General features: G+C 69.9%; 12 protein-coding genes and 1 riboswitch. Of the genes, 5 read left to right on the forward strand and 7 right to left on the reverse strand.

The genetic code is table 11. The annotated features are described in order from the left end of the window. Window positions 1–46 precede the first annotated feature (46 nt). The 6 genes from RIU97_RS12700 to RIU97_RS12725 form a co-directional block, all read right to left on the reverse strand. On the reverse strand, window positions 47–1054 hold the full coding sequence (locus RIU97_RS12700; RefSeq protein ID WP_404956256.1) for an ABC transporter permease: 1008 nt from the start codon (window positions 1052–1054) through the stop codon (window positions 47–49). A 141-nt stretch (window positions 1055–1195) separates the two neighbouring features. Further along, window positions 1196–2893, reverse strand: coding sequence for an ABC transporter substrate-binding protein (locus tag RIU97_RS12705; RefSeq protein ID WP_404962826.1), 1698 nt, complete (start codon window positions 2891–2893; stop codon window positions 1196–1198). Between the two features lie 131 nt (window positions 2894–3024). Continuing rightward, window positions 3025–4023 (reverse strand): ABC transporter permease, encoded by a 999-nt coding sequence (locus RIU97_RS12710; RefSeq protein ID WP_404956259.1) that lies wholly within the window; start codon window positions 4021–4023, stop codon window positions 3025–3027. A 434-nt stretch (window positions 4024–4457) separates the two neighbouring features. Continuing rightward, a complete protein-coding gene (locus tag RIU97_RS12715) occupies window positions 4458–5198 on the reverse strand; it encodes an enhanced serine sensitivity protein SseB C-terminal domain-containing protein (protein ID WP_404956261.1) in 741 nt (246 codons plus the stop codon). A gap of 56 nt (window positions 5199–5254) precedes the next feature. Next, window positions 5255–5989, reverse strand: coding sequence for an enhanced serine sensitivity protein SseB (locus tag RIU97_RS12720; protein ID WP_404956263.1), 735 nt, complete (start codon window positions 5987–5989; stop codon window positions 5255–5257). A 151-nt stretch (window positions 5990–6140) separates the two neighbouring features. Then, entirely contained in the window at window positions 6141–6809 is a 669-nt protein-coding gene (locus RIU97_RS12725; RefSeq protein ID WP_404956265.1) for an AAA family ATPase, read from the reverse strand. A gap of 206 nt (window positions 6810–7015) precedes the next feature. Beyond that, a riboswitch (glycine riboswitch) is annotated at window positions 7016–7119 on the forward strand. 140 nt (window positions 7120–7259) lie between these two features. Between RIU97_RS12725 and gcvT the strand changes: the two genes are divergently transcribed. The 4 genes from gcvT (at window position 7260) to RIU97_RS12745 (ending at window position 11885) form a co-directional block, all read left to right on the forward strand. Next, window positions 7260–8375: a glycine cleavage system aminomethyltransferase GcvT gene (gene gcvT / locus RIU97_RS12730; RefSeq protein ID WP_351584754.1), complete on the forward strand. Its 1116-nt coding sequence runs from the start codon at window positions 7260–7262 to the stop codon at window positions 8373–8375. Between the two features lie 101 nt (window positions 8376–8476). Beyond that, window positions 8477–8857 (forward strand): glycine cleavage system protein GcvH, encoded by a 381-nt coding sequence (gene gcvH / locus RIU97_RS12735; protein WP_362805385.1) that lies wholly within the window; start codon window positions 8477–8479, stop codon window positions 8855–8857. Between the two features lie 15 nt (window positions 8858–8872). Then, complete coding sequence (gene glyA / locus RIU97_RS12740; RefSeq protein ID WP_362854499.1) at window positions 8873–10129, forward strand: serine hydroxymethyltransferase; 1257 nt, start codon at window positions 8873–8875, stop codon at window positions 10127–10129. A gap of 373 nt (window positions 10130–10502) precedes the next feature. Further along, window positions 10503–11885 (forward strand): L-serine ammonia-lyase, encoded by a 1383-nt coding sequence (locus RIU97_RS12745; protein WP_404956269.1) that lies wholly within the window; start codon window positions 10503–10505, stop codon window positions 11883–11885. 68 nt (window positions 11886–11953) lie between these two features. Here RIU97_RS12745 and RIU97_RS12750 read toward each other — a convergent pair whose 3' ends face one another. Continuing rightward, a complete protein-coding gene (locus tag RIU97_RS12750; RefSeq protein ID WP_404956271.1) occupies window positions 11954–12574 on the reverse strand; it encodes a hypothetical protein in 621 nt (206 codons plus the stop codon). Between the two features lie 164 nt (window positions 12575–12738). Here RIU97_RS12750 and RIU97_RS12755 point away from each other — a divergent pair, with 164 nt between their 5' ends. After that, window positions 12739–13266, forward strand: coding sequence for a hypothetical protein (locus tag RIU97_RS12755; RefSeq protein WP_404956273.1), 528 nt, complete (start codon window positions 12739–12741; stop codon window positions 13264–13266). Window positions 13267–13290: the final 24 nt, after the last annotated feature.

Below are 13290 nucleotides of genomic sequence, written 5' to 3' on the forward strand. Positions count from 1 at the left end.
GTTTCGGTGCCCTGACCGGCACCGCTGACGGGCTTCGTCGGGTCGGTCACGACAGCCTCACCCTCGGGTCGATGATGGCGTAGACGAGGTCGACCACCAGGTTGCAGAACACGATGAAGAACGCGGCGAACAGGGTCACGCCGAGGATCTTCGGGAGGTCGTTGACCGCGATCGCCTGATAGGCGTACTCGCCGACCCCGTGGTACGAGAAGACGGTCTCGGTGACGATGGCGCCGCCGAGGAGGAGCCCGAAGTCCATGCCGAAGATGGTGATGATCGGCGTCAGCGCGGACCGCAGTCCGTGCCGGGTCACCACCACGCGCTCGCGCAGGCCCTTGGCACGGGCCGTCCGGATGTAGTCCTCGCTCATCGTCTCCAGCATTCCGGCCCGGGTGAGACGGGCGTAGAGCGCCGAGTAGAGGAAGGCGAGGGTGCACCAGGGCAGGACGAGCGCCTGGAACCAGCCGGCCGGGTCGTCGGAGAAGTCGACGTACACGTTGGTGAAGATCGGCCAGTTGAAGACGAACAGCGCCAGCGACAGGACGCCGGTGAAGAACATGGGCAGCGAGACGCCGGCCAGCGCCACGCCCATGGCCACGCGGTCGAAGAGCGAGCCCGGTCGCAGGGCGGAGATGACTCCGGTGGTCACGCCGGTGACCAGCCAGACGACGGCCGCGCCGAAGGCGAGGGAGGCCGTGATCGGCAGGCGCTCCACCATCTGGGGCCAGACCTCGACGTGGTCCTTGAAGGAGTAGCCGAGGCAGGGCGCGTGGCACTGCGAGGGCTGCGGGCCGAAGTTGAACTCGCGGCCGACGAATATCCCCTTCAGGAACTCCCAGAACTGCTGGTGCAGGGGCTGGTCGAGGCCAAGGTTCTGCTTGACCGCGGCGATCGACTCCGGTGAGGGATTCTTGCCGATGTACTGGGTGGCGAGCGAGTCGACGGTTCCGCCGGCCAGCCTGGGCAGCAGGAAGAAAATCGCAAAGGTGATCGCGCTGACGACGAGCAGCAGGGCCACCGCGGCGATCATCCGCCGGACGATGTACACAAACACGAGGGTCGGCTTCGGCGTCCGCCGGCCCGTACGGCCCCCCGGTCGGGGGAGCCGCACGAGCCGGCGTGCACTGCTGCCTTCACCTGCCTTCCACGGTTCTGGCAGATCGGGCTGAAAGGTCGGGCCTTACTGGGTTCGGACTTACTTCAGGCCGACGTTGAGGTAGTCGTACTGGCCGCTCCAGGCCGGGTTCGACACCGCGTTGGTGATCTTCGGCGAGCGGTAGTGCAGCACCTTGAAGTAGGTCAGCGGCACGATGACCGCCTCGTCCATGACCTTCTTGTCGATGTCGCCGTAGACCTTCTCCCGCGCGGCGGGGTCGGTGTTGGCGATGTTGTCGTTGAGCATCTTGTTGATCTCGGGGTTGTTCAGCTGCGACAGGTTGGTGTTGCCCGTCTTGCCGATCGCGTCACCGTGGACCACCTGCTGGAGGAAACCGAAGCCGGTCGGCCAGTCGGCACCCCACTGCATCATCATGAGGCCGATCTTGTTGTCCTCGGTGAACTTCGGGACACCCGCGTAGTCACTGAAGTACTTGCCGGCCGGGTACTGCTGGATCTTGACGGTGATCCCGACCTTCTTCAGCGAGGCCTGGATCGCGGTGGCCATGTCGACCTCACCGGCACGGTCGTTGCGGGCCGTGATGGTGGTCTCGAAGCCGTTCGGCTGGCCGCAGGCGGTCAGCAGTTCCTTGGACTTGGCCTCGTCACCCTTGTTGTCCGGGGTCTTGTAGGTGTCGAAGTCCACGTGGCCCGGGATGTCCGTCGGCAGCACCGTGCTGGCGACGGCGCCGCGGACCGGTCCGCCGAACGCGGTCTGCACCGAGACCTTGTCCACCGCGTACTGGACGGCCTTGCGGCACTCGGCCTTGTCGAAGGGCGCCACCTTGGTGTTGATCGCCATGTAGACCAGGCGACCGCCCTGCGCGTTGTCGGTGTTCGGGTCCTTCGAGCTCAGCAGCTCCGACTGGGTCTGCTGGGCGACGCCGTTGCCGACGATGTCGATGTGCGAGTTGCCGGCCTTCAGGTTGGAGTCGATCGTCTCCTGGTTGACCTTCAGCTTGACGACGATCTTGTCCGGCAGCTGCTTGCGGAGCGGGTCGTTGCCGGCGTCCCAGTTGGGGTTGCGGACCAGGACGGCCTGCTTGTCCTGCTCGTAGCTCTCGAACATGTACGAGCCGGAGGACATGATGTGCTTGACGTAGTCCGCGCCGTCGTCCTTGGCCTTCGGCACCGGGGCCGACTGCGGGTTGGCGAGGAGGTAGTCGAACTCCGCGAAGGGCTGCTTGAGCTTGAAGACGATGGTGTGGTCGTCCGGGGTCTCGATGGACTTCAGACCCTCGTCGCTCTTGTCCTTGTACGGGCCTTCGTACTTCGGCTCGTTGTCCTTGAGGTACTGGGCCAGGTAGCTCGGGCCGTTGGAGTGGACGTCACGGGCGAAGTTGCTGCGCTCGACGCCGTACTTGACGTCCTTCGAGGTGACCTCGGTGCCGTCGCTGTACTTCACGCCCTTGCGGAGCTTGTACGTCCAGGTGGCGCCGCCGTCGCTCGGGACGCCCAGGGACTCGGCGAGGTCCGGCACGACCTTGTTGCCCTCGGCGCCCGGAGCGGGGGCGAAGGTGGTCAGCGGACGCGCGTACAGGCGGCTGAAGTTGAAGACGAAGCCGTAGTACGTGTTGCCCGGGTCGAACGAGTCGGGCGTGTCGGACGCCTCGTAGATGAGCGTCCCGCCCTTCTTGTCCGAGGCGTTGACGACACCCGTGACGGCTGCGTTGGCGGCGGAACCCTTGCCGTCACCCTCGCCCGTCTTGTCCCCGCCGCTGCACGCGGAGGCGCCCATGGCGATGCTGATGGCGGCCACGAGCACCGCAGCTGATCTCGACCTGCTTTTCATGGTGGAGTTAAGCCCCCTGATTCAGAGTGGAGTGGTGATGGGGTGGGCGGTGGCCCGGCCGCGCCCGAGGAAACGGTTCAGCGGCGGCTCTTGGGGTCCAGGGCGTCCCGCAGACCGTCGCCGAGCAGGTTGAAGGCGAGCACAGTGATGAAGATCGCCAGGCCCGGCACGACCATGTACATCGGGTCGACCTTGTAGTACCTGACGGCCTCGCTCAGCATTCCGCCCCAGGAAGCCTGCGGGGGCTGGATACCGACGCCCAGGAAGCTCAGGGACGCCTCGAAAAGGATGTTGGTGGGGATGAGCAGGGTCGCGTAGACGAGGATCGGCGCCACCAGGTTCGGGAGCAGTTCCTTGAAGACGATGAACGGGCCCCGCGCGCCCAGGGAGCGTGCCGCGTCGACGAACTCCCGTTCGCGCAGCGACAGTGTCTGCCCGCGCACGATGCGCCCGATGTAGGGCCAGCCGAAGAAGCCGATCACGAACACCAGCACGCTGATGTGGAGCGGCAGCCCCTCCAGTCCGAACGCCCCGCCCTGCAGCGCGGCCGAGATGGAGATCGCGAACAGCAGCAGCGGGAAGGCGAGGAAGGTGTCCATCATCCGGCTGATGACGGTGTCGGCCCAGCCGCCGTAATAGCCGGCGACGACGCCCAGCACCGAGCCGATGACCACGGACAGCAGCGTCGAGCCGAAGGCCACGAGCAGCGACACCCAGGAGCCCTCCAGGATGCGGGTGGCGATGTCACGGCCGAACTTCGGCTCCACGCCCAGCGGGTGGGACCAGCTGATGCCGCCGAAGGAGCCGATGGGGGTCGCGAGCGACGGGTCGATCAGGTCCTGGTGCAGGGCGTCGGGGTCGAGGCCGAAGATCGCCTGGATCGGCTGCGAGAGAACGGCCAGCACGACCAGGAAGAGGACGACGATCCCGCCGGCCATCGCGACCCGGTCCCGCTTGAGGCGGGTCCATGCGATCCGGCCGAGCGAGCGGCCCTCAATCGCCCCTTGCTTCGCCCCGTCCGGGCTGGCGCCGGGTTGGGGCCGCGCAGGCCCGCTGGTCTCGGTAGGTGCCGTCATCGTGGTGGGGACCCCTCTCGGCCGGCTGGTGGCCGGCCCCTGCCAGCCGCTGTGACGGCCTGGTTCACTTCGTGGCGCGGTTGTCGCTGGTTGCCGGCGGTTCGTCGCTACGGATACTGCTCGCGAAATGCGGATGAAGAGTGGGCACCCGCTGGTTGGGCCCTCTCAGTGGGGGGAGTCTTCAACGGTCTCTCGATCACCCGCCAGACCCGACGGGGATGTGATGCGCAACCGTGATGTGACGTGTCGACTTCCGTTATCCGAACGGCGCACCCGCCTCAGCGGTTCAAGAGCTCACGTTCGGCGCGGAACGGACATCCGTCTCAACTGCCTTTTCGTGCACGGATCTTGGGTCTATTCAGCGGATATGCCGAAGGCCGCACCAATGGGTCCGGTGCGGCCTTCGAGGGGGATGTCTCGATATGTGCGGGGGATCAGTACGCCGGCGCCTGGCCCTCGCGGTCGTAGAAGGGGCGGGTCTGCGCGCGCAGCCACATCGCCACCGGGTCGTGCTCGTCCGCCAGCGCGACCGTGCACACCGGGACGCCCTCGGGGACCACCCCGACGGACTGCCGCATCATCTCCCGTACGGATTCCAGCGCGGGCGCGGAGGCGTCGTACAGGTCGAGCCCGACCGCGAGGTACGGGGACCCGAGCGCGGGCTGCACCCAGGCGCGGCGCAGCGACCGGACGGCGGGCGTGCGGTGCGCGTGCTGGGTCAGCAGCCCGTAGAACTGCGGAAGCTCGATGGCGGGCTCGGCGAGCCGCAGCGGGCCGGCCGGCATCCGGTCCAGGCCGGTCGCGATCCGGCGCAGGTCGGCCCAGGGCACGCCGAGGCCGCCGCCCTGGGCGTGCGGGTTGAGCCACAGGCCCCAGCGGTCCGGGTAGAGCGCGCGGGCGATGTCGCGCCCGGTGACCACCTCGTAGCCCCGGTTCCAGCCGCTGGCGGCCAGCTCCTGCGGGGAGGTGACGCAGGGCGCGTACCCGAGGCCCTCGACCTCCATGCCGCCGTACTGGGCGTCCGGGGAACCCGGCTGCCCCTGCCACAGCAGCATCCAGAGCCGGCCCTCGGACAGGGCATGCAGGAGCGACTCGTAGCTCTCATAGCGCCCGGGAGTCACCTGGCGCATCATGTGCTCGACCTGCCCGGCCGCGGCCGTGCCTGACGCACTCACCCGGTACCCCTCTTCGTCCGCCCGTCGTCCACGCGTGCCCCTCAGCTTAAGCGGCCCTACGGGACGTAGAAGGGGCGTACGCGCTCACGAATCCAGTCCGTGACCGGGTCCTGGGCGGCGTCCAGGAGGATCAACTGCACGGGCCACGGCGGCGGGACGCGGGTCAGGGCCCGCCCGAGGGCCTCCATCGGGGCCTCGCGCATCTCGGGTTCCCATCCCACCAGGCGGACACCGATGAACAGCTCCGGATCCCCGCCCTCGATGCTGGCGAGGCAGCGGTGCGCGGCCGCGACCACGCCGGTGGCCCGGAACTCCTCGGTGGCGGCGGCCAGGAAGTCCACCGGGTCCTCCTGCCAGTCGGGCTCGTAGAGCCGGACGCGGCCGCCGGTGGAGGGGCCGTCGAGGGGGGTCCGGCCGGTACGGCAGAGCTCCGCGACGGCGGGCGGGGGCAGCGGGACGCCGACGGCGCCGTCGGGATTCAGCGCGATGCCGAGCTGCGGGGGCAGGCCGCGGGCGAACTCCACGGCCGGGGCCACGGCGAAGCCCATGCCGGGGCCGACGCAGGCGAGGAACTGGGCCTCGGAGGTGTAGACGGGGACGTACGCCGCCCCGCCGATGTCCATCGTGGGCAGGGTGAGGTCGGCCGAGTCCGGGCCACCGCCGCCGGGCAGGGGGACCCACACCTGGCTGCGCCCGAGCACCTCCAGGATCCGTCCGCCGGCGTCCGGGTGCCCGAGCGCCGCCCCGAGCACCTGCTCCAGCTCATTCCCCGGCCAGCCGCTGCCCTGCATGTGCCCCTGCCTTTGCCTGATCCCGCGCGTGTCGCCCCGCAGGGTACCGGCCCCGTGCGCCGCACCGCCGCCGGGGCTGCATATTCCAGCCCCACCGGCGTTTGAGGAGCGGGTCCGGGCAGAGCCCGGCAGCGGCGGCGCGCCCGGCGGGTCAGGCGTGGAACGCGATCCGGGTCACCGTCGCGGCGGAGGCACGGTCCAGCAGGGTGACCGAGGCGCAGCCGTGCGGGGGGCGGCCGGCCTCGGCTTCGCGCAGGAGGCGGCCCACCGCGCCGCGGTGGCGGGCGAAGGCGTAGGCGGACACCCGCCGCCCCCGTGCGGCCTGCCCGGAGAGGGCCTCCGCGGGGCTGCTGTCGAGGAGGAGCAGGTGCAGCGCCCGCCCCCGGCGCCGCGCGGCCGCCGCGAGCAGGCCGCGCACCCAGCTCTGCGTACCGCAGTCGTGGACGACCACGGAGGCTCCGGAGCGCAGGAGCCGCCACAGCCCCCAGTAGTGCGCGGCGCGCACCAGCGGCCGGTACACGGCGTACGGCAGCGCCGCCGGCATCCGCCGCTCCCAGCGCTCACGGGTGTCCTGGGAATCGACGGCCCCGCCCTCGGCCGCCGCCCGCTTGATCAGCGTGCTCTTGCCGCCGCCGGGCAGGCCGGACACCACGACGATGTCCCCGTCCGCGAAGGCGAGCCGCTGCGGGCCGTGGACCGCGGGGCCGCGCAGGTCGCGTACGGAACGGATGCCGGGGCCCGCCGCACGCTCGCGCTCGTGGTCCCGCCCGCGCGGGCCGCGCTGCGCCGGCACCGCGTCCACGGTTCCCGTCGTCGTCACCACTCCGAATCTCCGCACAGTGTTCGCCTCCCCCGAATCGGGTCGCCAGGACCCTTGCCCACTGAGTGTAAAGAGACGGTAATCCGGCAGCCCCGGTTCCGGTCCGCCCACTCGGGGTACCGTACGAACTTTCGGACCCCTCCGCCCGATCACGGGCATGGCGTGCAATGATGTGCGCCATCTGGACCAACTGCATACCGGCCGCTTGAATCCGCGCGGGAGAGTCCCGGCACGCCGCAAGGCCGTGCGCGGGCGCCGAAGGAGCAAGATCCTCCCTTGAATCTCTCAGGCCCCGTACCGCGTGGATGAGGCAGATCTGAAAAGCGAGCTGCTCGACAGCTCCACCCAAGGTGCAAGCCGAGGAACTCTCGGCGAACCTCTCAGGTTCCGATGACAGATGGGGAGGACCCTCCTCGTCATGTCATGCCCTGGGACTCGGGAGCCACACCCATGAGCACTGCCCCCCGTCTGACCGCCCTCGACGCGCTGCACCGCTCGCTCGGTGCGACCATGACCGACTTCGCGGGCTGGGACATGCCGCTGCGGTACGCCAGCGAGCGCGACGAGCACAACGCCGTACGCACCAAGGCCGGCCTGTTCGACCTGTCGCACATGGGCGAGATCACGCTGACCGGCCCGGAGGCCGTCAAGGCCCTCGACTACGCGCTGGTCGGCAACATCTCCACCGTCGGCGTCGGCCGCGCCCGCTACACGCACATCTGCCAGGAGGACGGCGGGATCGTCGACGACCTGATCGTCTACCGCCTCGGCGAGACCGAGTTCATGGTCGTCGCCAACGCCTCCAACGCCCAGGTCGTCCTCGACGCCCTGACCGAGCGCGCCGCCGGCTTCGACACCGAGGTCCGCGACGACCGCGACGCGTACGCGCTGCTCGCGGTGCAGGGCCCGGAATCCCCCGGCATCCTGAAGTCCCTGACGGACGCCGATCTGGACGGCCTCAAGTACTACGCCGGTCTGCCGGGCACGGTCGCGGGCGTGCCCGCGCTGATCGCGCGTACGGGCTACACCGGCGAGGACGGCTTCGAGCTGTTCGTCGCCCCCGAGCACGCCGTGGAGCTGTGGCAGGCGCTGACCAAGGCGGGCGAGGGCGTCGGCCTGGTGCCGGCCGGCCTGTCCTGCCGCGACACCCTGCGCCTGGAAGCGGGCATGCCGCTGTACGGGCACGAGCTGACCACCTCCCTGACCCCCTTCGACGCGGGGCTGGGCCGGGTCGTGAAGTTCGAGAAGGAGGGGGACTTCGTCGGCCGCGCCGCGCTGGAGGCCGCCGCCGAGCGCGCCGCCACCAACCCGCCGCGCAAGCTGGTCGGCCTGATCGCCGAGGGCCGCCGCGTCCCGCGCGCCGGTTTCCCGGTCGTCGCCGACGGTCAGGTCATCGGCGAGGTCACCTCCGGCGCCCCGTCCCCGACGCTGGGCAAGCCGCTCGCGATGGCGTACGTGGACGCGGCGCACGCCGCGCCCGGCACGTCCGGCGTCGGCGTCGACATTCGCGGTACGCATGAGCCGTACGAGGTCGTGGCGCTGCCGTTCTACAAGCGGCAGAAGTAGCTCCACGCACCACGTCCGCCGTCCGGAAACCCGTACGGCGCCGTCTCAGTACCCAAGACCACAGTTCGTATCCACTCCCCCGCATCCAGGAGAATCAGGTCATGAGCAACCCCGAGAAGCTGCGTTACACCAAGGAGCACGAGTGGCTGTCGGACGCCGTGGACGGCGTCGCGACGGTCGGCATCACGGAGTTCGCGGCCAACGCGCTCGGTGACGTCGTCTACGCCCAGCTCCCCGAGGTCGGCGAGACCGTGACCGAGGGCGAGACCTGTGGCGAGCTGGAGTCGACGAAGTCGGTCAGCGACCTGTACTCCCCCGTCTCCGGCGAGATCGTCGAGTTCAACCAGGACGTCGTGGACGACCCGGCGCTCGTGAACACGGCCCCGTTCGAGGGCGGCTGGCTGTTCAAGGTGCGCCTCTCGGAGGAGCCGAAGGACACCCTGTCCTTCGAGGAGTACACCCAGCTCACCGCCGGTAACTGACCCCAGGGGACCCTGATGTCTGTACTGAACACCCCTCTCCACGAGCTCGACCCGGACGTCGCCGCCGCCGTCGACGCCGAGCTCGTTCGCCAGCAGTCCACCCTGGAAATGATCGCGTCGGAGAACTTCGCTCCGGTCGCCGTCATGGAGGCCCAGGGCTCGGTCCTGACCAACAAGTACGCCGAGGGCTACCCGGGCCGCCGTTACTACGGCGGCTGCGAGCACGTCGACGTGGTCGAGCAGATCGCGATCGACCGCATCAAGGCGCTGTTCGGCGCCGAGGCCGCGAACGTCCAGCCGCACTCGGGTGCGCAGGCGAACGCCGCCGCGATGTTCGCGCTGCTGAAGCCGGGCGACACGATCATGGGCCTGAACCTGGCCCACGGTGGTCACCTGACCCACGGCATGAAGATCAACTTCTCCGGCAAGCTCTACAACGTGGTCCCGTACCACGTCGACGAGACCGGCGAGGTGGACATGGCCGAGGTCGAGCGCCTCGCCAAGGAGTCCAAGCCGCAGCTGATCGTCGCCGGCTGGTCCGCGTACCCGCGCCAGCTGGACTTCGCCGCCTTCCGCCGGATCGCGGACGAGGTCGGCGCGTACCTGATGGTCGACATGGCGCACTTCGCCGGCCTGGTCGCCGCGGGTCTGCACCCGAACCCGGTGCCGCACGCCCACGTCGTCACGACCACCACGCACAAGACCCTCGGCGGTCCGCGCGGCGGTGTCATCCTGTCGACGCAGGAGCTGGCCAAGAAGATCAACTCCGCGGTCTTCCCGGGTCAGCAGGGCGGCCCGCTGGAGCACGTGATCGCGGCCAAGGCCGTCTCCTTCCTGGTCGCGGCCTCGCCCGAGTTCAAGGAGCGCCAGGAGCGCACCCTGGAGGGCGCGAAGATCCTCGCCGCCCGCCTGGTCCAGGACGACGTCAAGGCCGTGGGCGTGGACGTCCTCACCGGTGGCACCGACGTGCACCTGGTCCTGGTCGACCTGCGCAACTCCGAGCTGGACGGACAGCAGGCCGAGGACCGCCTCCACGAGGTCGGCATCACGGTCAACCGCAACGCCATCCCGAACGACCCGCGGCCCCCGATGGTCACCTCGGGTCTGCGGATCGGTACGCCGGCCCTCGCCACCCGCGGTTTCGACGCCGAGGCCTTCACCGAGGTCGCCGAGATCATCGCGCAGGCGCTGAAGCCGACGTACGACGCCGAGTCCCTCAAGGCGCGCGTCTCGGCGCTCGCCGCGAAGTTCCCGCTGTACCCGTCGCTCTAAGCGACGGCGTGAAGGGCCCGGTCTTGTTCGCGGACAGGGCCGGGCCCTTCCCATGACCAGGAGTACCGGGCGGCCGCACCCCCGCCCCGCCCCCTCCGCGCCCGCCCCGGCCCCTGCCCCCGCACGGCGCGGGGCTCCCCGCCCCTTCCGCCTCCCGGCGACGGCGCCGGCCGCGGCCACGGCCGTGCGGGACACGAGGCGGCTCCGGAGCGTGAGACGGCACCCGCCCGACCCGTCCACGTAATCCTTCCCACCTCGTCCGACGGCCCAGCCGTTCACCTCACCGCGTTAAGCTCGTCTGTCGGACAAAATCTGATCAATCCACCTCTCCTGCCCCCTCCCACCCCACGAGCAGACAAGGGAGTCCGCCACCGTGGCCATCTCCGTCTTCGATCTCTTCTCCATCGGCATCGGTCCCTCCTCCTCCCACACGGTCGGCCCGATGCGCGCCGCGCGGATGTTCGTCATGCGGCTGAAGAAGGACGGCGTGCTGGCCCAGACCGCCTCCGTCCGGGCCGAGCTCTTCGGCTCCCTCGGCGCGACCGGCCACGGACACGGCACCCCCAAGGCGGTGCTGCTGGGCCTGGAGGGCCACTCCCCCCGCACGGTGAACGTCGAGACGGCGGACGACGAGGTGGAGCGCATCCGCAAGAGCGGCCGGCTGCGGCTGCTGGGCGCGGAGATAGGCGATGGACACGAGATCGCCTTCGACGAGCCGAACCAGCTGATCCTCCACCGCCGGCGCTCCCTGCCGTACCACGCGAACGGCATGACGCTCTTCGCGTACGACGAGGCCGGCGCCCCGCTGCTGGAGAAGACCTACTACTCGGTCGGCGGCGGTTTCGTCGTGGACGAGGACGCGGTCGGCGAGGACCGGATCAAGCTCGACGACACGGTGCTGAAGTACCCCTTCCGCTCCGGCGACGAGATGCTGCGCCTCGCGAACGAGACCGGCCTGTCGATCTCCTCGCTGATGCTGGAGAACGAGAAGGCCTGGCGCACCGAGGAGGAGATCCGCGAGGGCCTCCTGGAGATCTGGCGCGTCATGCAGTCCTGCGTCTCGCGCGGCATGTCCCGCGAGGGCATCCTCCCCGGCGGCCTGCGGGTCAAGCGCCGGGCCGCCTCCACGGCGCGCCAGCTGCGCACCGAGGGCGACCCCATGATGCACCGCAGCGAGTGGACGACGATCTACGCGATGGCGGTCAACGAGGAGAACGCGGCGGGCGGCCGGGTCGTGACCGCCCCGACCAACGGAGCCGCGGGCGTCCTCCCGGCGGTGCTCCACTACTACGTGAACTTCGTGCCGGGCGCGGATGAGGACGGCGTGGTCCGCTTCCTCCTCGCGGCGGGCGCGATCGGCATGCTCTTCAAGGAGAACGCCTCGATCTCCGGCGCCGAGGTCGGCTGCCAGGGCGAGGTGGGCTCCGCCTGCTCGATGGCGGCCGGCGCGCTCGCCGAGGTCCTCGGCGGCACCCCGGAGCAGGTCGAGAACGCGGCCGAGATCGGCATGGAGCACAACCTGGGCCTGACCTGCGACCCGGTCGGCGGCCTGGTGCAGATCCCCTGCATCGAGCGCAACGGCATGGCCGCGGTCAAGGCCGTCACCGCCGCCAAGATGGCGATGCGCGGCGACGGCACCCACAAGGTCTCCCTCGACAAGGTCATCAAGACCATGAAGGAGACCGGTGCGGACATGAAGGTGAAGTACAAGGAGACGGCCCGCGGCGGCCTCGCGGTCAACGTCATCGAGTGCTGATCACCGACAGCTGACGGAAGGGGCCCGGCGTACCGTACGCGCCGGGCCCCTTCCGTTTCCGCCGTCCGCTATCCGCGGCGCAGCGCCTTGAGGACCCCCCTGGCGAAATCGTCCACCGACGCGTCGTACGCCTTCAGGCTCTCGGGGGTGGGCGGTGTGCGGGCCTCGGCCGTGACCGTCACGTCGATCGTCATGTTGCTGTCGCGCAGGCGCAGCGCGCGCACCTGGCGCAGCTCGGTCGGCTTGTTGAAGGCGAACCGGTAGGCCTCCTTGCCGACGTCCTTCACCTCGGTGAGACCGCTGTCCGGCATGTCCTTGGCCGTGTTCTCGCGGCCCCTGGCGAAGACGTCCTTGGAGAAGTCGACGCTCTCCGTGTACGCGAGGTCCAGCTCCACCTTGACGTTGCCGTACTTCGCCGGGCCGGTCTCGACGAGCGGCTGGACGCACTTGACGCCCGGGGCGCCCTGGCCGGACCGCTTGTCCCGGTCCGCGGCCTCCTCGCGCGCCCCGAGCGGGTCGGCGAGCTCGCCGTACGGGAGCACGTTGCAGATCTCGTCCGCGGCCAGCCAGCGGTAGCCGCCCTTCCCCTCCTGCGAGACCTCGCGGTCCTCGCCGCCGCCGCAGGCGGTGGCCGCCAGGACGAGGGCCACGGCGACCGTTCCATGACGGGAAAAGCGGTGAAGACGCATCCGGTTCTCTCCTGTCGAGCGGGCCAGGTTCCAGTCAACCACCCTGCCACCCAAGGCAGTTGCGCAGCGGTGGATTGACCGAAGGAGAACGGGAACCGCCGGATCCGCCGTGGCGTCCTAGGCTGTGCCACCAGTCCCCGTCTCTCAGGAATCGAGGGGACGTCATGATCCACGCACGTCTCCGGCCGATCGTGGCCCTGGCCTCCGGCGCTCTGCTCGCCGCCTGCCTCTCCTTCGCCGCGCCTGCCTCGGCCGCCACCGCCGCCGCCCCTACCACCGCCACCGTCGCCCAGAGCCAGACCCCGCTCGTCGTCAACGCCCGCTGGGGCGGGCACGCCACGTTCGACCGGATCGTCATCGACCTGCAGGGGTACGTTCCCGAGGTGACCGTCACTCCCGTCCCGCAGCTGGTCTACGACGGGTCCGGAAAGCCCGTGCCGCTGGCCGGGAAGTACTTCCTGGAGATCCGCTTCAACCCCGCCGCCGCGCACAACGACGCGGGCCAGAGCGTCTACCAGGGACCCAAGCTCCAGAAGATCTACCTCAGCAAGCTCAAGGGCATCGCCCTGACCGGCGACTACGAGGGGTACGTGACCTTCGGCGCCGCCTTCGACACCGTGCCGTACTACCGCGCCTACACCCTGCACTCCCCGGAGCGGTTCGTCGTGGACATCTCGCACGTCACCCAGTGACGGGCGCACGGGCCCACGGCCCGG

This window comes from Streptomyces sp. 147326, from assembly GCF_045000215.1.
GTDB lineage: Bacteria > Actinomycetota > Actinomycetes > Streptomycetales > Streptomycetaceae > Streptomyces.